At 35.9% G+C, this 25,224-nt stretch carries 24 protein-coding genes; 14 read left to right on the forward strand and 10 right to left on the reverse strand.

What is annotated here, in order from left to right:
• Window positions 1–2: 2 nt before the first annotated feature.
• The 8 genes from G6N06_RS07920 to G6N06_RS07955 form a co-directional block, all read right to left on the reverse strand.
• Window positions 3–2,219, reverse strand: a complete 2,217-nt coding sequence (locus tag G6N06_RS07920; protein ID WP_163515646.1) for a TonB-dependent receptor — start codon at window positions 2,217–2,219, stop codon at window positions 3–5.
• Between the two features lie 56 nt (window positions 2,220–2,275).
• Window positions 2,276–2,614, reverse strand: coding sequence for a hypothetical protein (locus tag G6N06_RS07925; protein ID WP_163515648.1), 339 nt, complete (start codon window positions 2,612–2,614; stop codon window positions 2,276–2,278).
• Window positions 2,614–3,111 (reverse strand): DUF6787 family protein, encoded by a 498-nt coding sequence (locus tag G6N06_RS07930; RefSeq protein ID WP_240338011.1) that lies wholly within the window; start codon window positions 3,109–3,111, stop codon window positions 2,614–2,616. Before G6N06_RS07930 ends, G6N06_RS07925 begins: the two co-directional genes overlap by 1 nt.
• A 34-nt stretch (window positions 3,112–3,145) precedes the next feature.
• Window positions 3,146–3,577, reverse strand: a complete 432-nt coding sequence (locus G6N06_RS07935; RefSeq protein WP_163515651.1) for a DUF6146 family protein — start codon at window positions 3,575–3,577, stop codon at window positions 3,146–3,148.
• Between the two features lie 127 nt (window positions 3,578–3,704).
• Window positions 3,705–4,346, reverse strand: coding sequence for a DUF937 domain-containing protein (locus tag G6N06_RS07940; RefSeq protein WP_163515653.1), 642 nt, complete (start codon window positions 4,344–4,346; stop codon window positions 3,705–3,707).
• 91 nt (window positions 4,347–4,437) lie between these two features.
• Window positions 4,438–5,400, reverse strand: a complete 963-nt coding sequence (locus G6N06_RS07945; protein ID WP_163515655.1) for a D-2-hydroxyacid dehydrogenase — start codon at window positions 5,398–5,400, stop codon at window positions 4,438–4,440.
• A 90-nt stretch (window positions 5,401–5,490) separates the two neighbouring features.
• The gene (gene serC / locus G6N06_RS07950; RefSeq protein WP_163515657.1) at window positions 5,491–6,555 is read right to left on the reverse strand and encodes a 3-phosphoserine/phosphohydroxythreonine transaminase; all 1,065 of its coding nucleotides are present in this window, start codon (window positions 6,553–6,555) and stop codon (window positions 5,491–5,493) included.
• Window positions 6,556–6,630: 75 nt separating this feature from the next.
• Window positions 6,631–7,689, reverse strand: coding sequence for an acyl-CoA reductase (locus G6N06_RS07955; RefSeq protein ID WP_163515659.1), 1,059 nt, complete (start codon window positions 7,687–7,689; stop codon window positions 6,631–6,633).
• A 183-nt stretch (window positions 7,690–7,872) separates the two neighbouring features.
• On the opposite strand from G6N06_RS07955, the gene G6N06_RS07960 reads away from it, so the two are divergent.
• The 12 genes from G6N06_RS07960 to G6N06_RS08015 all read left to right on the forward strand — a co-directional run bounded on the left by G6N06_RS07960 (window position 7,873) and on the right by G6N06_RS08015 (window position 21,994).
• Window positions 7,873–8,226 carry a 4Fe-4S dicluster domain-containing protein gene (locus G6N06_RS07960; RefSeq protein WP_163515661.1) on the forward strand — a complete coding sequence of 118 codons (354 nt, stop codon included), beginning with the start codon at window positions 7,873–7,875 and terminating at the stop codon, window positions 8,224–8,226.
• A gap of 157 nt (window positions 8,227–8,383) precedes the next feature.
• Complete coding sequence (ychF, locus tag G6N06_RS07965) at window positions 8,384–9,478, forward strand: redox-regulated ATPase YchF (RefSeq protein WP_163515663.1); 1,095 nt, start codon at window positions 8,384–8,386, stop codon at window positions 9,476–9,478.
• Window positions 9,479–9,713: 235 nt separating this feature from the next.
• Complete coding sequence (locus G6N06_RS07970) at window positions 9,714–9,863, forward strand: hypothetical protein (protein WP_163515665.1); 150 nt, start codon at window positions 9,714–9,716, stop codon at window positions 9,861–9,863.
• Between the two features lie 150 nt (window positions 9,864–10,013).
• Window positions 10,014–11,879 (forward strand): DNA topoisomerase IV subunit B, encoded by a 1,866-nt coding sequence (locus G6N06_RS07975; protein ID WP_163515667.1) that lies wholly within the window; start codon window positions 10,014–10,016, stop codon window positions 11,877–11,879.
• The gene (locus tag G6N06_RS07980; RefSeq protein WP_163515669.1) at window positions 11,869–12,351 is read left to right on the forward strand and encodes a hypothetical protein; all 483 of its coding nucleotides are present in this window, start codon (window positions 11,869–11,871) and stop codon (window positions 12,349–12,351) included. Before G6N06_RS07975 ends, G6N06_RS07980 begins: the two co-directional genes overlap by 11 nt.
• 10 nt (window positions 12,352–12,361) lie before the next feature.
• On the forward strand, window positions 12,362–15,025 hold the full coding sequence (locus G6N06_RS07985) for a DNA gyrase/topoisomerase IV subunit A (protein WP_163515671.1): 2,664 nt from the start codon (window positions 12,362–12,364) through the stop codon (window positions 15,023–15,025).
• A gap of 42 nt (window positions 15,026–15,067) precedes the next feature.
• Complete coding sequence (locus G6N06_RS07990; RefSeq protein ID WP_163515673.1) at window positions 15,068–15,379, forward strand: hypothetical protein; 312 nt, start codon at window positions 15,068–15,070, stop codon at window positions 15,377–15,379.
• Window positions 15,380–16,470: 1,091 nt separating this feature from the next.
• Window positions 16,471–17,067: an acyltransferase gene (locus G6N06_RS07995; RefSeq protein WP_163515675.1), complete on the forward strand. Its 597-nt coding sequence runs from the start codon at window positions 16,471–16,473 to the stop codon at window positions 17,065–17,067.
• Window positions 17,068–17,262: 195 nt separating this feature from the next.
• Window positions 17,263–17,517, forward strand: coding sequence for an acyl carrier protein (locus tag G6N06_RS08000; protein ID WP_163515677.1), 255 nt, complete (start codon window positions 17,263–17,265; stop codon window positions 17,515–17,517).
• Between the two features lie 26 nt (window positions 17,518–17,543).
• Window positions 17,544–19,529, forward strand: a complete 1,986-nt coding sequence (gene asnB / locus G6N06_RS08005) for an asparagine synthase (glutamine-hydrolyzing) (RefSeq protein ID WP_163515679.1) — start codon at window positions 17,544–17,546, stop codon at window positions 19,527–19,529.
• Between the two features lie 19 nt (window positions 19,530–19,548).
• On the forward strand, window positions 19,549–20,514 hold the full coding sequence (gene nadE / locus G6N06_RS08010; protein WP_163515681.1) for an NAD(+) synthase: 966 nt from the start codon (window positions 19,549–19,551) through the stop codon (window positions 20,512–20,514).
• A gap of 19 nt (window positions 20,515–20,533) precedes the next feature.
• On the forward strand, window positions 20,534–21,994 hold the full coding sequence (locus G6N06_RS08015; protein WP_163515683.1) for a class I adenylate-forming enzyme family protein: 1,461 nt from the start codon (window positions 20,534–20,536) through the stop codon (window positions 21,992–21,994).
• A gap of 319 nt (window positions 21,995–22,313) precedes the next feature.
• On the opposite strand, the gene G6N06_RS08020 is transcribed toward G6N06_RS08015, so the two are convergent.
• The gene (locus tag G6N06_RS08020; protein WP_163515685.1) at window positions 22,314–22,700 is read right to left on the reverse strand and encodes a hypothetical protein; all 387 of its coding nucleotides are present in this window, start codon (window positions 22,698–22,700) and stop codon (window positions 22,314–22,316) included.
• Window positions 22,701–22,794: 94 nt separating this feature from the next.
• On the reverse strand, window positions 22,795–23,169 hold the full coding sequence (locus G6N06_RS08025) for a helix-turn-helix domain-containing protein (RefSeq protein ID WP_163515687.1): 375 nt from the start codon (window positions 23,167–23,169) through the stop codon (window positions 22,795–22,797).
• A 303-nt stretch (window positions 23,170–23,472) separates the two neighbouring features.
• Between G6N06_RS08025 and G6N06_RS08030 the strand changes: the two genes are divergently transcribed.
• Window positions 23,473–24,630, forward strand: a complete 1,158-nt coding sequence (locus tag G6N06_RS08030) for a M14 family metallopeptidase (RefSeq protein WP_163515689.1) — start codon at window positions 23,473–23,475, stop codon at window positions 24,628–24,630.
• Window positions 24,631–24,703: 73 nt separating this feature from the next.
• Window positions 24,704–25,183 (forward strand): Lrp/AsnC family transcriptional regulator, encoded by a 480-nt coding sequence (locus G6N06_RS08035; protein WP_163515916.1) that lies wholly within the window; start codon window positions 24,704–24,706, stop codon window positions 25,181–25,183.
• The last annotated feature ends 41 nt before the right edge of the window (window positions 25,184–25,224 follow it).

A 25,224-nucleotide genomic window follows, 5' to 3' on the forward strand; every position in this document is an offset into this window, starting at 1 on the left:
TTTTATAAGGTGTAGGTCAGTCCTACGCTGATATTGCGTCCAATATTATAGATCCCATCCGATTTTAATCGCGATAAGTGATTGATATAGGATTTGTCTGTCAGGTTGCTCCCAGAAATTCTAATGTCCAGATTGTTTTCAAAAAGATTGACAGACCCCCCAAAACCTGCGCCTAAAAGATTGTAACCGTCAGTAGATGTCTCAAACCCACTGACATTATTTTGTTTGAAATACGTATTCAATCTAATGAATCCATACAGGTTTTTAACAGACTTTGTGTCGAACTCCACTCTGAGCGTATTGGATAGGGAGTTGGCAGGGATGAGTGGTAAATAGCGGTCATTCTTTTGTTTTCCAGTGACTATTTCAAAACTACTTTCAAGGTGTAGCCAATCTAATGGATGTGGATGCAGATGTAATCCAATTTCGCCACCGTACAAATTGGCATCATCCTGTAAATAGTTGTATACAGGAGTATTTTCAATAAATTCCCCGTTTGGTGAGATAAAAATATAATTGTTTACCTTGTTGTAAAAAGCATTGGCAAAAACCTCAATATGTTCGCTTTTGTATTCCAAAGCTAAATCCGCTTGGAAATTTTGTTCGTTTTCAAGATTTTCGTTTCCAATTTCATAGCGGTTCGTTCCTTCATGAGTACCATCAGAGGTGAGTTCGGCCAAATTTGGAGCGCGATAACCTGAGGCGAAATTAATTCTTGAAGTAATTTTTTCAAAAATTCTTGTTTTGTATCCAAGAGCACCATTAAAGCTCGAAAATTCTTTATTTAATCCCGAAATCACATCAATGGTCCGGTGGTCAAAACGGGCTCCGATTTGAATATCAGAATTTTCAAAATGGATATGTGAGGTGGCAAGAATGCCAAAGTCGTTGGTTATGGCATCCGGAATTAATTGTTCTTCGCCGTAGTTGTTATTACTTTGGCTCATGCCCTGAACGCCCACAATAGTTTCAAACTTGCCAAGAGTTGGCAAATTATATTTCACATCATAATTGAAAGTCTTCAATTTCATATGGAGTGCAGCTTCCAAATGCTCATGATCTTGATGATCTTCATGATTATTGCCGCCATTATTATGATGGTGGTCTTCAAATTCTTTTCTATCATTATAAAGTAAGCCTAAGCTGATGTCGAAACTAGAATTTTTGAGAAACACAGTCGATTTTGAGCTCAACACATGATTGGTCACTTCTTGAAAAGGCAATAATGGTGTTTTGTTTGTGGTTTGTTCTCCGAGTTCCCCAGGAATTCCGAGCTTTGAGTTGTTGATATTATAGCGAAGTTCGGTTTTGAAACCAGATTTTTGATATCCCAATCCGGTTTTAAAATCCTGTTCTCTGAACCGACTGTTGGTCACTCTGTAGTCTGCAGTATTGTAATCGGAATGTTCGGCAAGACTACCCCTGAATAAGAATTTGAAATTATCGCCAGATGTTTTAAAACCTGCGTCCGTATTAAAACCTTTGGTGTTGCTGAAATAGTTATAACTAGCATCTGCTTTGTTGGTATTGGCTTGTGCGAACCGTTCGGGATTCAAATAAAGGACTCCACCAAGCGCATCACTTCCATAAAGTAAGGAAGCTGGGCCCTTTATGACTTCCACACTTTCAATTCCAGCATCACTTAATCCGAGTCCATGTTCGTCGCCAAATTGTTGGTTTTCCAATCTTACGCCTTGTGTGTACACCAATACACGGTTAGAGCTTAAGCCTCTAATGACAGGTTTACCAATGCTGACGCCTGTTGTGATGCTTTCTACACCGGCAATTGTCGTGATGCCATCAGCTAACGTGACCGCGCCTTTTGATTTTAAATTGGCAATCGTTTTGCGTTCTACCTTCATTACATTTTCACTTTGCAATTTATGAAAAGGTGTCGAGATGATGATTTCCTCCATTTCAATTGCAGATGGTATCAGCGCTAAATTTAACTGCTCGGCGGACGGAAAGGTTATGTTTTGTGAAAGTGTTTCATAACCCATTATGGACACTACAATTGGGAAGGTGCCATTAGGTATATTGGTGAGTTTAAAATGACCTTCAAAATCGGTGGTGGTCCCTTTTTCGAGATGTGGTATGTAGATATTTGCAAAAATTAGTGGTTCATTGGTGCTCTTGTCAACTACGCTGCCTTTTAAACTGTTTTGTGCGTAAATAGATGGTATTGCTAATAAGAGCAATACATTGAATAAATGTTTCATATGAATGTATAAGATTAATTTAATAAAAATACTGTCTGAATTAATTTCAGATGAGATTAGATTAAATTAATCATAGGAGGGCCTCGACGAGTAAAATGAAGTCTTTGGAATTCACTGAGAAAGTCATATTCTTTGGTGTTGAAAATAGGGACTTCGGGATAGACAATTAAAGTAGCAAGATTTTCGGGAATGGTAAATGGAATGTTGAGTTTAAACTTATAAAACTCGCAATCAACATCCAAGGTATGGAAATGTGCATCAGATTCGCCATAACACACTTCGTGTTTATGCGTTTCAAAAATGTGCATGAATTTTACGGCAGAAGGCAACAGAAAAGTCAAGACCAAAATGAGTGTCAAACTTTTAAATAGGATATGCTCTCTTAAAAAACTCATTAGTTTAAGAATTTTTTGAATCCAAATCTGCTAAACATTTTCTTTTCAAACTCCCAGAAAAATTTAAACTGACCAAACAGCCATCCAAAAAAGATCAACATGATTTGATAAAAAATGAGTCCTACAATAATATATAAAACCCAGTAAACGGTTGTGTTTAAGTTATCTTTTGTAATTCCGATAAGTGCCATAATGGGCTTTCCAATAAAAACCGATGATGACCCAGTAATTGAAAAAACTATGAATACCCGAATCATCTCCCATCGATATTTTAAGATCCATTTTTTTTCAAGTTTTTTAAATAAGAATAAGGTCAGTCTTAAAAGCAGAGAAAATAGAACAACCGAAGCTATTATTACTAAAAACAAGTTAATATTTCCAACAATAACATCTGCCAATCTGTACGAACAATACCCTAAAATAAAAATACCCAAAACAGGAAAAAGCAACTGCCAGTTATGCTGTATTTGCCAATTTTTCTTGAAATTATCCATCATATTTTTTTGCGATGCGAAGATACTTCAAATTCTTTTAAATCCGAGGAGTAAAAGGCCCTAATCTTTGCTTATAGGTTAACTGAAAGTAAATGAAGTAATTATATAACTTATAATTGACCTCATAACCATAATCAATATGCGGCTGATAGTCAATTGGAGCCTCGTACAGCTTGCTATTGTAACGTAAAGGTTGCATTACGCGTTGGTTCCATTCCAAAACATATTGTCTATTTCGGGCTTCCATATATTCTTGTGAATAGTAACCTTCAGGTTTTGCGGTGGAAGCAAGCCAAGAGTTGAATCCTGGTTCGATAATAAGTATTTCATATTCCAAGGAATCATTGACAATTCTGACGGTATCTTGTTCTTTGTTGTTTACGTTTGAAGCCATCATGGTGGATGGTTTAGAACTATTGCACGAGACCATGAAAAGTCCTAAAAATAGAAGTGTGACAATTGTTTTCATAACATTTTATTTTCTTTAAAAGTTACAAAATTCATGCCCAATAAATGTAATTTTATTGATTTTAACAAAAAAAGCCGCGTTCTTAGGAACACGACTTTCTTAAATGATTTTATAATTTATCTCTGGTTTAATTTTTTCCTCCAAACAAACCTCCAATGAGACCTCCAAGGCCACCTTTCTTCTTATTGCCTCCCAAAACCATACCTGCAACATCATCTATGATACTTCCATCATTGTTGGCGTCGAGTATAGATTCAAGAAAGCTTTGTTCGTTTTGTGGTGAATTACCCTTTAAAAGTCCACTCAAAAGTCCTTCAAGTCCACTTGGATTATTGACGTTTTGTTGTTTGGCTTGATTGCCCAACATGCCCATTAAAATTGGAGCAGCTACTTTTAAAATTTGTGCGACGGATCCTGCGTCCATTCCAGACTTAGCGCCAATTGCTTTTTCTACATTACTTTGTTTATTGCCGAGCACATGTCCTAAAATTTTACTTCCATCTGCCATGACCTTATCATCCACGCCACCTTCAAACAAACTGCTAAGATTGCTTAAGATACTGCCATCATGTTTACTGTTTAATGCGCTAAGCAAGCCTTCTGCACCTTTTGGTGATGCAGCATTACGTTGCATAGCAGCCATTAGAACGGGCATTGCCATGGTTAAGACTTCGTGTGTTTTGTTTTGTGGCTGATTCGTTTGACCAGCAACCCCACTGACAATTGATTTTCCAAGATCACTGTTTAAAAGATCCAAAATTCCAGACATAGTTGTTTTGATTTAAATTTGAGCTGTTAAAATACAAAAAATGCTTGCAATACACTGTATGGCAAGCATTTTTATCTAAAGATCTTAAAATTTATACATTTTCAGTTTTTAAAATACTGACAATTTGGGATGCCAATTCTGTTCCAATTCTATCTTGGGCTTCATTGGTAGCTGCACCAATATGAGGTGTCAATGACATTTTGCCATTCATGAGCACTTTAATTGCTGGCGTTGGTTCGCTTTCAAAAGTATCTAAGCCTGCAAAGGCCACTTTTCCGCTATCAATAGCCTTTACTAGTGCAACTTCATCAATGACACCTCCTCGGGCGGCATTGACTATTCCTACGCCATCTTTCATTTGTGAAAATTGCTTTTCTCCAATCACGTAATTGTCTTGGGCAGGAACGTGTAACGTAATGAAATCCGAATGTTTAAGGATGTCCTTCATTGGTTGGGTCTCAATTTCAACATTGATAAATTGACCATTATAAAATTCAACTTTGATGGTTGCTTTCCCAACAAATTTATCACTTGCTATCACTTTCATTCCTACACCTAACGCAATCTTGGCAACTTCACGTCCAATACGTCCAAAACCAACAATACCTAAGGTTTTGCCACGCAATTCCTTGCCTTGGGCGTAATTCTTTTTAAGAGTATTGAATTTCGAATCACCATCTAAAGGCATGTTTCTATTGGCATCATATAAAAATCTTACACCGCCAAATAAATGTGCAAACACCAATTCTGCAACAGACTGCGATGAGGCTGCAGGAGTATTGATAACATGCAGGTTTTTGCTGCGTGCGTATTCCACATCAATATTATCCATTCCTACGCCACCACGTCCTATAATCTTAAGATTTGGACAGGCGTCTATAAGATCTTTTCTAACTTTGGTAGCACTTCTAACCAACAGGACATCAATATTCTTTTCATTGATATAATTGATTAATTGTTCTTGGGCTACGGTAGTCGTAATCACTTCAAATCCTTCTGCATTTAATGCTTCAATTCCACTTTGAGAAATTCCATCGTTTGCTAATACTTTCATGAAAAATTATTTTTTATTCCCACCAAAGTAGGAAATTCTTTTGTTAATATTTAATTCTTAATCTAAGCAGGCTGTCAACCGAAGGTTGTCTTATGCTTTTGTTTCCAATTCGCTCATCACTTCCACAAGAGCCTTAACGCTATCTAAAGGCAAGGCGTTGTACATGGAAGCTCTATAGCCTCCAACACTTCTGTGTCCGTTCAATCCACTAATTCCAGCTTCTTTTAACATGGTCTCAAAGGTATCCTTCAAATCGTCGTTGACCAAATTAAAGGTGGCATTCATATTTGAACGATCCTCTTTAACCGCATAACCTTTGAATAAAGGATTGAGGTCTATCTCTGAATAGATCACTCGCGCTTTCATTTCATTTACTTTTTCAATGGCTTTTATCCCACCTAAGTTTTTAAGCCATTCTAAGGTCAGCATAGAGGTATATACTGCAAAAACAGGAGGTGTGTTGAACATGCTGCTTTTGGCAATTTGAACTTTATAATCCATGATGGAAGGGATTTTGCGAGATACTTTGCCCAAAATATCCTCTTTGACCACTACTAAAGTAGTTCCTGCTGGACCCATGTTTTTTTGGGCACCGGCATAAATGAGGTCAAATTGAGAGAAATCCAATTGACGAGAAAATATATCACTGCTCATATCACATACCATCGGAATTGGCGAATTGGGAAACTGTTTTATTTGTGTTCCAAAAATTGTATTGTTGGAAGTACAATGGAAATAATCATAATCCTCAGGAATCGAATATCCTTTAGGAATATAATTATATCCGGCATCCTTGGAAGAAGCAACTTCATAAATATCATCATAAATTTTGGCCTCTTTAATTGCATTTTCACTCCAAGTTCCTGTATTTAAATAGCCAGCACGCTTTTCTAGTAAGTTCAGGGCGACCATGATAAATTGTGTGCTCGCACCACCTTGCAAGAACAGAGCTTTATAACCTTTCCCTTCAAGACCCAACAATTCCAAAGCTAAAGCTCTGGCGTTTTCCATAACATCTACAAAGTGTTTGCTTCTATGAGAAATTTCCAATAAGGAAAGTCCTATCCCATTATATTCAACAACAGCCTCGGATGCTTTTTTAAGAACCTCTTGAGGTAAAATTGAAGGTCCAGCGCTAAAATTGTGTGTTTTCATCGTTTTTGGTTTTTGAAAGATACAAAGGTGCTAAATTCAAAGGGAATTGATGGTAAGAAATTGATAATTTATCAACTATATTTTTAACAAAAATGCAATTGTGTCAACATTGTCAGCATAGTCCCACAGATGTGGGTGTTGGGTCTGTCCAAAAGCGACTGAATCTTCCGTAATCCCTTTAGATACCACACATTGGATATTGTTTTTGTTTTCGTTTAACAAGGATTTTAGGTCATCTATATCGTTATAGTACTCGTAAAACAAGGTTGCAATTGGGGAGCCATAACTAGCGTCCTGCTTGAGCATTAAAAATCCGTTTTCCAACAAATCAAATTCGCTCATCAAATAAACAGCTTTATTGTAATCATAATTATTGGCATATTTATTTTGATGGATGATAGGATGCCAATCATAAACGCCATTAAAGAAGGCATCAAATTCGTAATCTTTGGGTACAAATAACTTAGAGACGTTTCTACAGCCTAAACCGTAATACCTGAAAATATCTTCTGAAAGTGCTTTGAGTTCTTTTTCGGTCTCCTTTCCTGTCAATATGGCTACAGAGTTTCTGTTCTTTCTGATAATCGACGCTTTGTTCTTAAAATAGTGTTCAAAATAACGAGCGGTATTGTCACTTCCGGTAGCGATGACAGCATCAAAATCAGATAGCTTTTCTTCTGTAAAAGTAATTTTGTCCCTAAACCCAGGTTCAAGATGCTCTAAATACTTTGCCAAGTAGGGAAGTAGATGTTTGTCGTTTGAAGACTGTTTTACAATAACCTCATGGCCACAAATAAGGACAGATAAGAAATCGTGGAAACCAACCAAAGGAATGTTTCCTGCCATAACAATAGCCACTTTTTTAGGAGAAATATGATTAAGATTATACTTTTCCAGCCAATTTTCAATGGTGTTCTTTTTCAATAATTTGGACCATCCACTTAAGGAAAATGCAATGTTCTCTTGGGTGAACCAGCCGTTGTGCTCATGCGCCAATTTGATTTGATGTTTAAACCCATCAAAAAATAAGGCATTGGCATTGACCTTCTCATTTTTTTTGAAGCCTTCCGTTGAAAATTGTTCTATAAATTCTCCCAGTTTTGCGAATGCGTTAATTCTTTGCTGTAAATCCATTCTGTATTTGGTTATGAATAGTTTTGGCGTTATTTTTGCATCGCAAAGTTAGAAAAATGAAATGAACGAGATTTGTTTAAGTCACACTTTTTCTAAAAGGTTCTAAAAATCAATGAAATCACTTTAAAACCTATAAAATCTCATCACTTTTTCTACGGTTAAAATTTTTAATGAAAAGACGCTATGGCAATTATAATAACAGATGAATGTATTAATTGCGGTGCTTGCGAGCCAGAGTGCCCAAATACCGCTATATATGAAGGTGCCGATGATTGGAGATATAAAGACGGGACCAGTTTAAGAGGCAAAGTGGTGCTTCCTAGTGGAGAGGAGGTTGATGCTGATGAGTCTCAAGAACCTATTAGTGATGAAATTTATTATATAGTTCCGAGTAAATGTACGGAGTGTAAAGGTTTTCATGAGGAGCCTCAATGTGCTGCGGTATGCCCTGTGGATTGTTGTGTTCCAGACGACGAACACATGGAAACTGAAGAGCAACTTTTGGCTAAACAACGTTTTATGCATCCGGAAGGCTAATTAAAACGGAAATAGTATAGATTTAAAAATCTCAAGTATTGCTTGGGATTTTTTTGTGCAAATAATCCAGATAATTAACTAAATTTGCAGTCGCAAAAAAATTGCCATTTTATTTAATGAGATTCCCGCCGTTGCGGGAATGAAAATAAGTTTTTCAATGAAAGCCGGAATTGTAGGATTGCCAAACGTAGGGAAATCGACCCTTTTTAACTGTTTATCTAATGCTAAAGCGCAAAGTGCCAACTTTCCGTTTTGTACGATTGAGCCAAATATTGGCATTGTAAATGTTCCAGATCCTCGCTTGGAGCGGCTAGAAGCTTTGGTAAAACCTGTACGGGTACAACCAGCTACCGTAGAGATAGTGGATATTGCTGGCTTGGTAAAAGGTGCTAGTAAAGGTGAAGGTCTCGGAAATCAGTTTTTGGCAAACATAAGAGAAACCGATGCAATTCTACATGTGTTACGTTGTTTTGACAATGATAATATTGTGCATGTGGATGGCAGTGTCAATCCGATTAGAGACAAGGAAACCATTGATATGGAGCTTCAGTTGAAGGATTTGGAAACTGCTGATAAAAAATTAGAAAAAGTAAAACGTGCCGCAAAAACAGGCAATAAAGAAGCTCAGAAAGAAGAAGCGGTTTTGATAAAAATAAAAACAGCTTTAGAGGCAGGGATTTCAGTGAGAGCTTTAGAATTTGATAAGGATGATTACGAGGAATTTGTTAAACCCTCACAGTTTATCACAGATAAACCGGTCATGTATGTGTGCAACGTGGACGAAGATTCTGCAGTAACAGGTAATGCTTACGTTGAAAAGGTCAGAGAAGCTGTTAAAGATGAAAATGCTGAAATATTAGTCTTAGCTGTTGGAACTGAAGCCGATATTACGGAATTGGACAGTTATGAAGAGCGTCAGATGTTCTTGCAGGACATTGGTCTGGATGAACCAGGATCTTCAAAGTTGATCCGATCGGCATATAAACTTTTAAAGCAACAAACATATTTCACCGCTGGAGTTAAAGAGGTACGAGCCTGGACGATTGATGTTGGTGCAACAGCACCACAAGCGGCAGGCGTTATTCACACAGACTTCGAAAAAGGCTTTATCAGAGCGGAGGTTATTGCCTTTGAGGATTTTTCAAACTTAGGTAGTGAAGCCAAGGCCAAGGAAGCAGGGAAAATGAGGGTAGAAGGAAAGAATTATGTCGTTAAGGATGGCGATGTGATGCATTTCTTGTTTAATGTGTAAGAAGACGTACTCATATGGTTTAAAAGATTATGATTACTGTCCTTTGTCCTTGTGGAGCTTTATGGTTATTGAAATGGTTCGAAAACAAAATTTTTAATGTTGTTTTCATTAAACTTTTAGCGGACCTTCATCAAATTAAATTGTGAAAGCAAGCAGTCATTGCCACGGCATTTGTATTAATTTCATTAATCACCAATTTTATCCTTATCTTTAAATCGATAAAAATTGAAATTTTATGAAAATTGTATTATGGCTTGCGGCAGCAATCATCTTTTTTGTGTTGCTTTACTATGTTTTTAAATTCGTGTTTATAACCTCATTAATTATTGCCTTGGCAATTCTTATAGTACCTATTTTATACTTTACATTTAAGAGTAAAAGCTAAAATATTGCGTTGAATTGGATTCTTCATGCATTCTGGTTCAATCTTCCATTTCAATTTTTAAAAACTTTGTTAATTACTTTAGTACCTTGTGTTCTTAAGTTTTATGACGAAATGTTATATTAGCAACCTATCTAAATTTTTCACACTTTTATGTCTCAAGAAACTGCCTATACCGAAGATAATATACGTTCGCTCGATTGGAAAGAGCATATACGTATGCGTCCTGGTATGTATATTGGTAAACTTGGTGACGGCTCGTCACCTGATGATGGTATCTATATCCTTCTAAAAGAAGTTTTGGATAACTCCATTGATGAGTATGTCATGGGGGCGGGTAAGACCATTGAAATTTCTATTCAAGGGAATAAGGTGATTGTGCGTGATTACGGCCGTGGTATTCCTTTAGGAAAAGTGGTAGATGTCGTTTCCAAAATGAATACTGGAGGGAAATATGATTCCAAAGCATTTAAAAAATCAGTCGGACTTAACGGAGTTGGTACGAAGGCTGTAAATGCCCTGTCCAATTTTTTCCGTGTAGAATCCACACGGGAAAACAAATCTGCGTCTGCAGAATTTTCACAAGGGAATCTCATCAATCAGGAATTGTTGGACGATACATCAAGAAGAAAAGGTACAAAAGTCTCTTTCGTTCCAGATGAAGCTATCTTTAAAAAATATAAGTATCGAAATGAATATGTTGAAAAAATGCTCAAAAATTATGTGTATCTGAACACAGGTTTGACCATTGTTTTTAACGGTGAAAAATATTATAGTGAAAATGGCTTAAAGGATTTGTTGGAGGAAAATATCAATGAGTCTGATATGGCCTACCCAATTATCCATCTTAAGGGAGATGATATAGAAATTGCTTTAACTCATTCTAAAACCCAATATAGTGAAGAATACCATTCTTTTGTGAATGGACAGAACACAACACAAGGCGGAACGCATTTAGCGGCGTATCGTGAAGCTTTGGTCAGAACCATAAGAGAGTTTTACGGTAAAAATTTTGACCCTTCTGATATTCGAAAATCCGTGGTTACAGCAGTAGCCATAAAAGTTATGGAACCAGTGTTTGAAAGTCAGACCAAAACCAAATTGGGTTCCACAGATATGGGAGGCGATTTGCCAACGGTAAGGACCTACGTCAACGACTTTGTTAAAACGCATCTGGATAACTTTTTACACAAGAATCCGGAAACTGCTGATAAAATTCTACGCAAAATCCTTCAAGCTGAACGTGAACGGAAAGAGCTGTCAGGAATTAGGAAACTCGCAAAAGATAGGGCTAAAAAAGCCAATTTGCACAATAAAAAATTGCGTGATTGCCGGGTACATTTTGGGGATACTAAAAATGATCGGTATTTAGAATCCACCTTATTTATTACAGAAGGCGACTCTGCTTCCGGAAGTATAACAAAGTCAAGAGATGTCAACACTCAAGCTGTTTTCAGTTTAAGGGGTAAGCCTTTGAATTCCTATGGCATGAGCAAGAAAATTGTTTATGAAAATGAAGAATTCAATCTCTTACAAGCAGCATTAAACATTGAGGAATCTATTGAGGACTTACGTTATAACAACATAGTCATTGCAACAGATGCTGATGTGGATGGCATGCATATTCGTTTGTTGCTGATTACCTTCTTTTTACAATTCTTTCCAGAGCTGATCAAGGAAGGTCATTTATATATTCTGCAAACCCCTTTATTCAGGGTAAGAAACAAAAAGGAGACTATTTACTGTTATTCTGAACAAGAGCGTCGTGATGCTATCGAAAAATTGAAACCAAAACCTGAAATTACCCGATTTAAAGGTCTTGGTGAAATCTCGCCGGACGAATTCGTCAATTTTATCGGAGAGGGTATTCGTTTGGATCCCGTTATGCTCGATAAAGATATGTCCATTGATGCTTTACTTGAGTTTTATATGGGCAAAAACACACCAGACAGGCAAGAGTTTATTATTGATAATCTTAAGGTAGAATTAGATATAGTGGAGGAGGTTCATGAGAACTAATAATTCTAAGGTTAAAAATATAATTATATCAGTTTATTTTATACTGATCGTGTTTGCCATCTTTCTGGCCACAGTGTTCAGTGCATTCAGTCACTTGACATCGAATCCAATATTAACATTTCTTCTGATTCTTGTGGGGTTCTTGATCCTGTTCTTTTCTGTGCATGCCGTTTCAAAATATTTTGAATACGATAGTGACGGAATTAAGGTGATTGTGATCAATAAAGGACTTTTATTATCAGACTATTTTAATTACAGAGAGCATTTATTGGAATTTGATAAATCGCGACTGGTAGCCTTTAAATTCAAAAATTATTTCATCTATAAAAGTTTGACGCTTTATATAAAAAATTCAAAAGGCCATACCAAAAAAGAGACCTTTAATGTAACCTTGGTCACTAAAAGAAAAAGGCGATATATTAGACAATCGCTAAGCAAAATGATTAAAGAAAATTTAAAACCTACTAATTAAACACCTTAAATTGGAAGAAGATCACATACATAATGAAGAGGAAAACCTTCAGGGAAACGGCAGTAATGAAACCATTACAAGAGTTACCGGAATGTTTAAAGATTGGTTTTTGGACTACGCTTCCTACGTTATTCTTGAACGAGCGGTTCCTGCAATTGAAGACGGATTCAAGCCTGTTCAGCGCCGAATTATGCAATCAATGAAAGACTTGGATGATGGACGTTATAATAAAGTAGCCAATATTGTAGGCCATACCATGCAGTACCATCCACATGGCGATGCCAGTATTGCAGATGCCATGGTGCAGATTGGTCAAAAAGATTTACTTATTGATACCCAAGGTAACTGGGGCAATATTTTGACAGGAGACAGTGCTGCAGCTCCCCGTTATATTGAAGCTCGGTTGTCGAAATTTGCCTTGGATGTAGTTTTTAATCCGAAAATTACAGAATGGCAGGCTTCTTATGATGGTAGACGAAAAGAGCCTATCAATCTTCCTGTCATGTTTCCATTATTATTGGCGCAAGGAGGTGAGGGAATTGCCGTCGGACTTTCTACAAAAATATTGCCCCATAATTTTGTAGAACTGATTGATGCGTCCATTAAACATCTCAACGGAAAAAAATTCACTATTTATCCTGACTTTCCTACAGCAGGAATCATTGATGTCACGGACTATAAAGATGGAATGCGTGGCGGAAAAATTCGCGTTAGGGCGAAAATCTCACAAATGGATAAAAATACTTTGGTCATTAATGAGATTCCGTTTAGCACCAACACCTCGTCGTTGATTGATTCTATATTGAAGGCGAATGATAAGGGCAAGATCAAAATCCGTAAGATCGAAGATAATACAGCTGCGGAGGTGGAGATTTTGGTACATCTGCCTTCTGGGATTTCACCTGACAAAACCATCGACGCTCTATATGCATTTACCAATTGTGAAGTTTCAATCTCTCCGTTGGGCTGTGTAATAGAGGACAATAAGCCCCTATTTGTAGGTGTTTCTGAAATGTTGCGTCATTCCACTGATAAGACCGTTCAGCTTTTAAAGCTTAACCTTGAGATAAAACTCGATGAACTTGAAGAGCAGTGGCATTTTGCGTCTTTAGAACGGATTTTTATAGAAAACAGGATTTATCGTGATATTGAAGAGGAAGAGACTTGGGAGGGTGTAATAACAGCAATCGACAAAGGGCTTCAACCACACATCAAGCATTTAAGACGCACCATTACCACTGAAGATATTGAGCGCTTAACGGAAATTCGTATCAAGCGTATTTCAAAATTTGATATTGACAAAGCACAACAAAAAATTGATGCTCTCGAAGAACAAATTGCTCAAGTCAAACATGATTTGACACATTTAGTGGACTATGCCATTGCCTATTTTACACGACTTAAAAAAGAATATGGCAAAGGAAGAGAACGTTTGACCGAAATTCGTTTGTTTGACGATGTCGATGCCACAAAAGTGGTCATCAGAAACACAAAACTTTACGTAAATAGGGCAGAAGGCTTTATTGGTACATCTCTTAAAAGAGATGAGTATGTGTGTGATTGCAGTGATATTGATGATATTATTGTATTTACAAGGGATGGTAAAATGATGGTTACCAAAGTGGATGCCAAAACCTTTGTTGGAAAAGATATTATCAATGTTGAAGTTTTTAACAGGAAAGACAAGCGTACCATTTATAATATGATTTATCGAGATGGGGCGAAAGGTCCATCATATGTAAAACGCTTTTCTGTTTTGGGTGTCACCCGTGATCGTGAATATGACTTAACCAATGGTAGCAAAGGCTCTACAGTGTGGTATTTTTCATCTAATCCAAATGGTGAAGCAGAAGTGATTACGGTCTATCTCAGACAGGCCGGGAGTGTCAAAAAATTGAAATGGGATCTTGGTTTTGCGGATATTCTCATCAAAGGACGAAACTCTAAAGGAAACCGCGTGACCAAATATCCCATCAAAAAGATTGAGCTTAAAGAAAAAGGAATTTCCACCTTAAAACCTAGAAAAATCTGGTTTGATGATGCTGTACAGCGATTAAATGTGGATGGGAGAGGCGAGCTGATTGGAGAGTTTAGAGGTGAAGATCGCCTCTTGATTATCAGCCAGTCGGGGGTTTTAAAAACTATTTTGCCAGAATTGACAACGAGATTTGATAATGACATGATTGTTTTGGAGAAATGGATTCCTAAAAAACCCATTTCTGCCATTTATTTTGATGGTGAAAAAGAGCGCTATTATGTGAAACGTTTTCTTGTTGAACATGAAGGTAAAGAGGAAATGTTTATCTCTGAACATCCAAAATCGCATTTGGAAATCGTCTCAACCGATTGGAAACCTATGGTCGAAGTGGAGTTTACAAAGGAGCGTGGTAAGGATAGAAAGGACAATTTGGAAGTCAACCTTGAAGAATTTATAAGTATCAAAGGTATTACGGCTTTGGGCAATCAATTGACTAGGGAAAAGGTCAACCAAATTAGCTTGTTGGAGCCTTTGCCTTACGAAGCTCCTGAAGAAGTACCAGCTGAAGAGATTGAAGTTGTTGATGAAGATGATATTTCAGGAAACAAAACTACTAATGCTCCTAAGTCTAGTTCAGACAACAATTCTGATGACGACAACCAGGCTGAAGAAAATGGGCAGGGGAAGTTGTTTTAATTTATGTTTATATAACATGTGACAGGTAAGAAAATTTACAGGTTGACAAATATAGAATTGTACGATGCCATTACTAACGGCTCTGACCAGTTTTCAGTTGAGGAGTTGAATCTGGAGCTTGATTCCAGAAGGCTGACCTTGCAACAACTTGTGAAGATTGAAGCCGATTATCGCACGTATAAGGCTATTCAGCAAAAACGTATTGATCAACCTTTATCCCCTCAGGAATATCTGATATGTTTTGTTTTTCCATTTTTCACTCCAAGACCGAGATGGCGTGATGACCACTTGTCACTATCTGAATCTGAACGTTATAAAAAGTATGGTTTAGCAAAAAACTGGAACAATCAGTAAAAGCCAAACGGCTGGGAATGCTGTTTTGGTTTTTATTGATAACTGTATTTTCCCTAATGTATTCTTTCTTCAACAATTAATTTTTATACCCCGATCCATCTGCTTAGAAAAGGTTTATAGAATGATATCAATCCGTTTCTATCTCTTAAATGTTTGTAATTATTTCTTTTGATTTGACAACTCGATCACGTCATCTTCTGTTACTTTTTGTAAACTTGACTCTCCTACCGAGAACGGGTATTGTTTTTCTTTATTTTGCCAACGGTTTTTTTTCATCTGCACAGTTAAAAACGGTCGAAGATATTTAAAAATCATAAATCATTAGCGTGCTGGTCGTGATTCGGAATTACATATTTATTGTATGTAGAAAAACAGTCTTTCATCAATCAATATTGAGTTCTATTTTTTGGTTACGAATCCTAACTACCTCCTAAAAGATACTTTGAAAAGGATTAGGTGGATTATTTTTGAATTAAAACAAATTCCTTATATTTGAACTCTCCTAAGTTTTAGCAAAGTTAAATTACAACCAGTGGTTAATAATGCTGCAACGTAATTAATAGTATTTCAAGAGTAAAAGCATTTACCTTAGTGAATGTATGTAAGATACGTTGTGATTATTTTTCACTTCGCATTAAAATTATTTGTTGAATATCAATGTGTTCACTAATGACTTTACAGCTTCATTGCTTAAGTCAATGAGGTTGTGCCATAAAGTATTTGTTTGTGTGTATAGAGATGTCTTGGATAGTAAAGAAGCAGTCCAAGGAGCAGTCTTTTTTAAATATTTATCAATAAATCACGAACTAAATTTTGTAGCTTTGATACTTTGAACATTATAATTTTGACATTTTTACAGAATTGCTTTTTTCAAATTCTTTTACGATTGTTTTAGACTAGGTGATAGCAATTTTGTTACAGTTTTTTTTTGGTTTATTTAATTTAAAAGACCAACAATTGTAAAGATCTGATTAAGGAGTGTAATCAGATTAATTTAACCTTCTGGAAGTACAAGGGTTAGACCATCATCAAATCAAAATGTATAATTAATTTAAAGTTATAAACCCGCTAATCCTAACAAACTAGAAAAAATGAATCCATTCGAAATTGGCTATTATCACGATGAAGAATTGAAGACCTTTGGTTTTAGATCTCTTGGAAAGAATGTTAAAATTTCTAAAAACTGTAACATCGTAGGACTTTCAAATATTAGTATTGGTAACAATGTCATTATAGATTCGTTTTGCTGTATCATTGCTAGTGGTAAGGATGCATGGCTAAAATTGGGTTCTCATGTCCATATTGGTGGGTATTGTCATATTTTAGCTAATGGAGGTGTTGAAATCAAAGATTTTAGCGGCTTATCGCAAGGGGTGAAACTTTATAGCAAGAGTGACGATTATTCAGGAAAATCCTTGACCAATTCAACAATTCCAGAAAAATATAAAAACATACAAAAAGGAAAGATCACTTTAAATGAACATGTGATAATTGGAGCTAACAGTATCATCCTTCCCAATGTTACCATAGATACTGGGGTTTCCGTAGGAGCACTCTCCCTCGTGGCTACCAATCTGGAATCTTGGAATATATATTTCGGAAATCCATTGAAGAGGCTTGGGAAAAAATCCGAAGGTCTATTGCAAAAGAAAATGGAATTTCTTAAAGAATGGGAAGACAAAAAATAACTATGCAAAAAATCTCGTTTATTCCATCTAAATTCTGGCCATCAGCATAATACAAAAGTCAGTTAAACTATTATATCTGTCCGTTGACTAATTTAAGGTGACAGTTTAATACGACTATACTATTTTGCCTTAGTATTTAATTTCCATATAACTATACTGTCTTATTAACCATATTAACCACTGTAATTTATTATTATGAAAACACAAGTTGAAACTGAAAATAAAAATAAAATAAAGAATTATATTATCAGCGCAACGCTGTCTGATACCAAGGCTATTAATGATGACACTTTAATTTTTGAAACAGGACTTTTGGATTCAATGGGATTATTATTCCTTGTTGAATATTTAAATGAAGAATTTAATATTGAAGTGAAAGATGATGAGCTATTACCAGAGAATTTCCAATCGGTTAATAGTATTTTAAAATTCATTGAAGGCAAACAGTAATTTTTAATTAAGAACCATTAAATTATATGTGTGGTATCGCGGGGTTTTATAATTACCAAACTACTAAGCAAGATCAGTCAACAACTACTATTCTTCGTCGTATGCTTACTCGTATCAAGCATAGAGGCCCGGATCAGAGTGGTATTTACTTGAACAATTCCGTTGGACTTGGAAGTGCCAGATTAAGTATTGTCGATTTAAATAATGGCACCATGCCAATGTCTAACTCTGATGACTCTTTATGGATTGTATTTAACGGCGAAATATTTAATCACATTGAACTAAGAAAAGAACTTGAAGCCAAGCAACATAGTTTTAAAACCCATAGTGACACCGAAGTAATAGTCCATTTATATGAAGAATACGGTCCAAAATTTGTAGACAAGCTAAATGGTCAATTTGCTATTGCCATTTGGGACAATGTCAAGGAGGAATTGTTTTTGGCTCGTGATCGCGTAGGGATAAGGCCTCTATATTACACAGAAGTCGGAGAGACAATTGTGTTTGCCTCAGAGATCAAAAGCATGTTGGAATTTCCTGGTTTTAAACCTAAACTTTCAGCAAAGGCAATCTCTGAATATTTTACTTTTTGGACCTCTTTATCTCCTGCAACTGTATTTGAGGATGTTTTTGAGGTTCCTCCTGGAAATTATATGATCATCAACAAATATTCAAAAGACATTACCACTTATTGGGAATTGCCCTTATACAAGCCCAATGAGTATAAGTACACTAAAGTAGAAGAAGCGATAAAGGAATTTGAAACCATTTTTTCAGATGCCGTTGAACTTAGAATGAAAGCAGATGTACAAGTGGCAGCGTACCTAAGTGGAGGATTGGATTCTAGTGTGACCACTTCTTTTATTAAAAAGATTTCTCCTGATAGGTTACGAACATTTTCCATTGGTTTTACCGAAAAAGATTATGATGAATCGCACTATCAAAATATAGCTGCCGATTATTTTAAAACTGAACATACAAGTATATCCTGTGGTCCAAATGATATTGCCGATAACTTCGGAAATATGGTTTGGCATTCAGAAGCTCCTTTACTGCGTACAGCTCCTATTCCTATGGGATTGTTGGCCAAAAGCGTACGGGACGAGAATATTAAGGTGGTAATTACGGGTGAGGGTGCAGACGAATTGTTAGGTGGTTATAATATTTTTAAGGAAACAAAAATTAGACGGTTTTGGGCGAAGGACCCAACTTCCAAATACCGCCCACTTTTGTTGAAGAAGTTATACCCTTATTTACCGCAAATGAAAAATGCCAACAGCAATGTTCTTAAAATGTTTTTTGGATATAAGCTGTTAGAAACCGGCTCACCTATCTATTCCCACTTGTTAAGATGGCACAATACTTCTAGAATTAATAATTATCTCACGAAAGAATACCGAAACGCCATTGGAGATTACGATCCTATAGTTGCTATTGAGCAAAAGTTTAACAATAAGCTTGAAGGCATAGATTCTTTGGCCAAAGCACAATGGATCGAAATAAACATATTTATGTCTGGTTACCTTTTATCGTCTCAGGGCGACCGAATGGGTATGGCAAACTCCATAGAGGGACGGTATCCGTTTTTGGACCATAGGGTTATAGAGTTTTGTATGAGTCTACATCCTGATTTAAAGCTCAAAGGTTTAAACGAAAAGTATCTTCTAAAAATTTTAATGAAAGACCGGCTGCCTGATGCCATCTTAAATAGATCCAAACAGGCATATAGAGCGCCAATACGCAGTGCATTTGTTCCGGATGAATTGCCTCCATATCTTGAGAAGATGCTCTCAGAAGAAGCAATTACTCAAGCGGGGATATTTAATCCTAACCATGTGAAACAGTTGCTCCAAAAGATGAGGAGCAAAAACCAAGTATCTGAAATTGACAATATGGCCATTACTGCCATTTTATCTGTGCAGATATTGAACGACCTGTTTATAAACAGATCAATTCAGGAGCTAAATGACAATGAACTCGTTAATCTTGATAAAACCGTTATAGATTATTAATCCTAAATAAAACAATTTTATGAAACCATTTTCAAAAGAGATATTGCACATAGAAAACATTGAGGAAGTTTGCGATACGATTGTTAACAAACTAAAAACAGATGTTGCTCAAAAGCTACAAAGAAGGGGAGCTGTAGTAGGAATCAGTGGAGGTATAGATTCATCTGTCTGCATGGCGTTATCTACCAAAGCATTTGGTCCTGAAAAAGTAACCGCAATTATGTTACCAGAGCAAGATTCAAGTGATGACAGTAAAAACCTCGCCTTGAAATTAGCAAATAAGTTCAGTGTCAAGACTATAGAAGAAAACATTACAAAAGCTTTGGATGGATTTGGTTGTTATAGAAGAAGAGATGAAGCCATTGCCAGGGTAATTCATAATTTTGATCCGAAAGTCGACAAGGCCAAAATTGAAATTAAGCAAGATATAAGCCAAAATATTCCGGGAATATTTTCGGTTACTGTTATAAAGCCTAATGGAGAGGTGATTAGCAAATTATTGCCCGTTAAGGAATATCTTCAAATTGTAGCATCAACCAACTTTAAACAACGCAGTAGAATGTCAATGTTGTACTACCATGCTGAAAGATTGCACTATGCAGTTATTGGAACGCCTAACAAACACGAAGTTGAGCAGGGCTTTTTCGTGAAACACGGTGATGGTGGTGCTGATGTCATGCCTATTGGACATCTCTACAAAACACAGGTCTATCAATTAGCAAGATATTTGGGGGTTCCACAAGAAATAATCGACCGAACTCCGACAACGGACACCTATACAGCGGAACAAACGCAGGAGGATTTTTTCTTTCAGATGCCACATAAGGAAATGGACTTAATTTGGTATGGTTGGGAAAATAATTATAAGACTGATGAAGTTGGAAAGGTAATGGGTAAAACAGCTCAAGAAATAGAAAATATTTATAAGAGCTTCGAAAGAAAAAGAAATACTACTGAATATTTGAGAATGAGACCCATATTCTAAAATAATAATTATATCGTTTATGAATGTTTTTGATTATTTATTCGCCACGACTCAACATCTTGAAAAGGATTTTGTGTTGGGCCCAAAAGAAACAATTTCATTTAAAAAACTACATGAAGACAGTTTAAAAATTGCTTCTTATTTAAAAGTAAATGTCGGCCAAAATCAAAATGTTGTTTTGATTAGTCCCAATTCGGTTTTTTTTATCACCGTTTATCTTGGAATACTTAAATCTGGAAATGTTTGTGTTCCTTTAAATTTCTCTATTGAACAGGATAACCTTAATTTTATCATAGAAGCAACAAACTGTAGAAATGTTTTTATGGCAGACACCCTACAATCAAAACAGCAGTTGAGCAATAAAGTAAACCTTATTGATGAAGATCATTTCAACGAAATCATCAATAAGCAGGAATTAGTTCGATTTGACCCGGATATAGATAAAAGCAGTTTAGCAGAGATCGTGTACACCTCTGGTTCAACAGGCCTTCCAAAAGGGGTCATGATCAGTCATCAAAATATAATTGCCAATACGCAATCCATAATAGAATATTTGAGTTTAACCTCCAAGGATATTATGCAGGTCGTTTTGCCCTTTTTTTATTGCTACGGCCTTTCCTTATTGCACACCCATTTAAGAGTTGGAGGCTCAATTGTGCTAAATAACAGTTTTATATTTATAGGATCTGTAATTAATGATTTAAAAAGGTATAGATGTACTGGGTTTGCAGGTGTCCCTAGCCATTATCAAATTTTGCTTAAAAAATCCCAAAGTTTCAAAACAACAGATTTTCCGGATTTAAGATATGTCACCCAGGCCGGGGGTAAATTACATGATGTATTTATCGATGAATTTATCGATACCTTTCCTAAGATAGCCTTTTTTGTGATGTACGGACAAACAGAGGCCACGGCTCGTTTGTCATATTTACCACCACATATGGTCAGTGTAAAGAAAGGTTCAATTGGTAAAGGTATTCCCGGCGTGTCTCTAAGAGTAGTCAATGAAAAAGGAGAAGAGGTGAGTATTGGAGAAGAAGGTGAATTAATGGCAAAAGGGGATAATATTATGATAGGCTACTATAATGAGCCAGAAGAGACTAGTAAAACCATTATAAACGGATGGTTGCATACTGGAGATATTGCCGAATTTGATCAAGATGGCTATTTATACCTCAAGGCCAGAAAAAAGGAAATTATAAAAGTAGGTGGAAAACGAGTAAGTCCTAAAGAGATCGAGGAAGTGATCCTTTCCGTTCCTCAAGTTGTTGATTGTACTGTCACAGGAATCGATGATGACGTATTAGGGGAATCAATTTTAGCGACTATCGTCTTGGACAATCCAAAAGATGAAGCCCAAATGAGGGAGGTGATATTGTCTAAATGTGCCGAAAAACTATCACTTTATAAGATACCGCAAAAAATTGTTTTTGAAAACAGCATTTCCATGAGCCCCACGGGGAAAAAGATTAAGAAATAAAGAAAAAGAATGTCTTTTTCGTTTTCCATAAACCTGAATTCTTAAAATATGTGGATTATACTATTTTGAATGAAACTTAAAATATCGGCACGTAGGCAACAAAAAAGTAGTTATTCTTCTGATAAATAAATTTACAATGGACCAATATTCAGGATTTCTTTGAAGAGTGGAGATTCTGTTTTGAACATTCCTTTTTTAAGAAGGAAGAATTTATTGTCCCCAATTATGTAAAAGATATCATTTAATTCCTAATCTGATTTGTGAAAAACACTTAGTGCAAATCAGAATTGGATTACTGCACAATAAACCATATAGTTTCTTATTTAATTTTTGTAGCGGTACCTTGTTCGACATGCTTTTTTTGATTGCCAGGTTGTATGGCCAAACTATACTCAAAGGTGTAGGAGTCCTCAGAAGTTGTAAGAATTTTCATGTGAATCGCTTTCTCTTCACTCATATTTTTTGGATTGATATGCTTCATGATAAATTCGCAATCATTGATCCATCTTATAGAAGCGGTATCGATCTTGTTCTCATAGTAATCGATGTTGAGATCTTCAGTTCTCACAAATCGGCCTATCTTTTCGACACCATCCGTTGTGTACTTAAATTCAAATGTACCTGTCCTAAAATCTTTGCATTCACGAGCTTTATTGTAGCAGCTTGATAATAAGAGTAAGAAAATAAAAACTAATGGAAATTTCATGTTTTACAAATTTGGAGACAAAATTACTTAAAAGAAAGCTAATTTATATCTAAATATTGTAAAATGACTCATCATATAAAGAAACGCAAAAGAATCAATTTTTTATAAATTCCTTAAAAGTTCCATCTGTATAAAAAATAACAATTTTTTCAATGCTTTTGTCATTTGTTTCTGTAGGGGGAATCAAAGGTCGCTGCGGAATTTTAGGAACGTTGTTTTTTTCTGTAGTGAGTGTTATGGCCTTAGCTGGAAATTCACCTTTGCCGTTTAAAAGCCAATACAGTTCAACTTCGGGATAGGAGGATAAAACTTTAAGGACAAAATCTAAACTAGGCTTGTTTCGACCCGATAGAATATGTGAGATGCTTGAGCGCTGAACACCTATTGTATCGGCGAAAGAAGATGCCGAGTCCGTGTAGTAATCTATCACTTGTTGTAGCCGCATTGCGAAATCATCACTGTTTATCATTGTAAACTCATTTTAAAACCCTGCCCGATTACAAATGTAACAAAAAGCATTTATTAAAGCTAATATTTTCATTTTAGCTTGTAAATATACATAAATCAACAGTTCACATATAGCAATTCAAAAAGCTGATATTGTGATAATTATAGCCAATATATATGATGCTTTGACTTATCAAGGTATTTTGACAATGATTTGCTTTAAACACCATGAATACTTGTTTATCGATGTAAACAATTCTTTGTATTTTTAATGTTTACATTTGTAAATAATCATTTGTTTACATTTGTAGCATAACTTTTTGACATGACAATCGACTACTTAAAGAACGTATATAAGCAAAATCAAGAGGTGTTACTCTTTGGGCGATATATCAACTTTGATCATATTAAAAGCCTGCTTGAAAAGCATAATGCTCATTATGATGTCTCAGTTCTTGGTAGGTCGGTTTTGAATGAAAATATCCATTTTCTAAAAGTCGGATCAGGTGCTAAGAAGGTTTTGATGTGGTCTCAAATGCATGGTAATGAAAGTACAACTACAAAAGCTGTATTTGATCTTTTGAATATCCTGTCCAAATCAAATGACGACAACGTGAGGCGGCTTTTGAGCGAATGTACTATTGGCATCATTCCTATGTTAAACCCTGATGGTTCAAGAGTTTATAGCCGTTTAAATGCAAATCAGGTGGACTTAAACAGAGATGCGCAAAGTTTATCCCAGCCAGAAAGCAGGATTCTCAGGAAGTGTTTTGAGGATTTTAAGCCCGATTTTTGCTTTAATCTTCATGGACAGCGCACTATTTTTAGCGCTGGAGCAACCGACAAGCCAGCGACTATCTCCTTTTTGTCTCCAGCCCAGGATGAGGCTCGCTCAGTGTCTAAAACGCGCCAAAAAGCCATGGGTTTAATCGTGAAAATGAATCAGAATCTCCAAAGCCAAATCCCTGGTCAAGTGGGTATTTATGACGATTCATTTAATATTAATTGTGTTGGGGACACTTTTCAAGCTCTGAACGTACCAACAGTATTGTTTGAAGCTGGCCATTATTATGATGATTACAATAGGGAGATGGTTAGGGAGCTAATATTCCAATCGCTATGGGTTGGGGTTACTGAAATTGCATTTGGGGACGTTGATAAGGTTGATAAAAGTGGCTATTTTGAGATTCCACAAAACGATAAGTTGTTTTATGATATTATCATCCGAAATGCGAAACTGAAAAGAAAGGATTCTCATCAAATTTTAGATGTTGCTGTGCAGTATGAAGAAGTATTTAAACAGGATCGAGTTGTTTTTATTCCCAAAATTGTAAAAATTTCTGATCTGAGCGGTTTTTTTGGCCACAGAGAAATTGATGCTCGTGAACAATTGGTTTTTGTCAAAGACGTTTTGGAATTGAGTGAGGGCATCGCAATCGATTTCGTATTAATAAACAACAAGAAATACCCACTATTTGTGTAAAAAAGTAGCTTTTGGTGTATTATCTTCAATATATTTCTGTTATTTTTGTAAAAAATTTAATAATTTACAACAAATGGGGAAGTTCAAATTAGATGAGATTGATCATCAAATTTTAGATATGTTAATAGATAATACGCGAATTCCATTTACGGATATTGCTAAAAAATTGGTGATTTCGGCTGGAACAGTTCATGTGCGTGTCAAGAAAATGGAGGAAGCTGGTATTATTCAAGGGTCATCCTTGACCTTAGATTATAAAAAGCTAGGCTATTCTTTTATTGCTTATGTTGGAGTTTTCTTAAACAACACCTCTCAAACAAAATTTGTTTTAGAGCGCATTAGTGAAATTCCATTTGTTACGGTGGCTCATATTACAACAGGTAAGTTCAATATTTTTTGTAAGGTAAGAGCTAGAAACACATCGCATGCAAAAGATATTATCTTTATGTTAGATGATATCGAAGGCATTTACAGGACTGAAACTATGATTTCATTAGAGGAAAGTATAAATGATAAGAAGCGCTTAATGCATTCTATTTTTAACGAACTCTAATTGTGTAACGATTTTTTGAAAATTCATACCCTTTGTTGAGC

Source organism: Gelidibacter japonicus (genome assembly GCF_010725055.1).
GTDB classification, from domain to species: domain Bacteria; phylum Bacteroidota; class Bacteroidia; order Flavobacteriales; family Flavobacteriaceae; genus Gelidibacter; species Gelidibacter japonicus.

Excerpts from the sequence above, each read along its gene's own strand:
- G6N06_RS07920 (WP_163515646.1), bottom strand. The coding sequence starts at position 2,219 with ATGAAACATTTATTCAATGTATTGCTCTTATTAGCAATACCATCTATT.
- G6N06_RS07925 (WP_163515648.1), bottom strand. The coding sequence starts at position 2,614 with ATGAGTTTTTTAAGAGAGCATATCCTATTTAAAAGTTTGACACTCATT.
- G6N06_RS07930 (WP_240338011.1), bottom strand. The coding sequence starts at position 3,111 with ATGATGGATAATTTCAAGAAAAATTGGCAAATACAGCATAACTGGCAG.
- G6N06_RS07935 (WP_163515651.1), bottom strand. The coding sequence starts at position 3,577 with ATGAAAACAATTGTCACACTTCTATTTTTAGGACTTTTCATGGTCTCG.
- G6N06_RS07940 (WP_163515653.1), bottom strand. The coding sequence starts at position 4,346 with ATGTCTGGAATTTTGGATCTTTTAAACAGTGATCTTGGAAAATCAATT.
- G6N06_RS07945 (WP_163515655.1), bottom strand. The coding sequence starts at position 5,400 with ATGAAAGTATTAGCAAACGATGGAATTTCTCAAAGTGGAATTGAAGCA.
- serC (WP_163515657.1), bottom strand. The coding sequence starts at position 6,555 with ATGAAAACACACAATTTTAGCGCTGGACCTTCAATTTTACCTCAAGAG.
- G6N06_RS07955 (WP_163515659.1), bottom strand. The coding sequence starts at position 7,689 with ATGGATTTACAGCAAAGAATTAACGCATTCGCAAAACTGGGAGAATTT.
- G6N06_RS07960 (WP_163515661.1), top strand. The coding sequence starts at position 7,873 with ATGGCAATTATAATAACAGATGAATGTATTAATTGCGGTGCTTGCGAG.
- ychF (WP_163515663.1), top strand. The coding sequence starts at position 8,384 with ATGAAAGCCGGAATTGTAGGATTGCCAAACGTAGGGAAATCGACCCTT.
- G6N06_RS07970 (WP_163515665.1), top strand. The coding sequence starts at position 9,714 with ATGAAAATTGTATTATGGCTTGCGGCAGCAATCATCTTTTTTGTGTTG.
- G6N06_RS07975 (WP_163515667.1), top strand. The coding sequence starts at position 10,014 with ATGTCTCAAGAAACTGCCTATACCGAAGATAATATACGTTCGCTCGAT.
- G6N06_RS07980 (WP_163515669.1), top strand. The coding sequence starts at position 11,869 with ATGAGAACTAATAATTCTAAGGTTAAAAATATAATTATATCAGTTTAT.
- G6N06_RS07995 (WP_163515675.1), top strand. The coding sequence starts at position 16,471 with ATGAATCCATTCGAAATTGGCTATTATCACGATGAAGAATTGAAGACC.
- G6N06_RS08000 (WP_163515677.1), top strand. The coding sequence starts at position 17,263 with ATGAAAACACAAGTTGAAACTGAAAATAAAAATAAAATAAAGAATTAT.
- asnB (WP_163515679.1), top strand. The coding sequence starts at position 17,544 with ATGTGTGGTATCGCGGGGTTTTATAATTACCAAACTACTAAGCAAGAT.
- nadE (WP_163515681.1), top strand. The coding sequence starts at position 19,549 with ATGAAACCATTTTCAAAAGAGATATTGCACATAGAAAACATTGAGGAA.
- G6N06_RS08015 (WP_163515683.1), top strand. The coding sequence starts at position 20,534 with ATGAATGTTTTTGATTATTTATTCGCCACGACTCAACATCTTGAAAAG.
- G6N06_RS08020 (WP_163515685.1), bottom strand. The coding sequence starts at position 22,700 with ATGAAATTTCCATTAGTTTTTATTTTCTTACTCTTATTATCAAGCTGC.
- G6N06_RS08025 (WP_163515687.1), bottom strand. The coding sequence starts at position 23,169 with ATGATAAACAGTGATGATTTCGCAATGCGGCTACAACAAGTGATAGAT.
- G6N06_RS08030 (WP_163515689.1), top strand. The coding sequence starts at position 23,473 with ATGACAATCGACTACTTAAAGAACGTATATAAGCAAAATCAAGAGGTG.
- G6N06_RS08035 (WP_163515916.1), top strand. The coding sequence starts at position 24,704 with ATGGGGAAGTTCAAATTAGATGAGATTGATCATCAAATTTTAGATATG.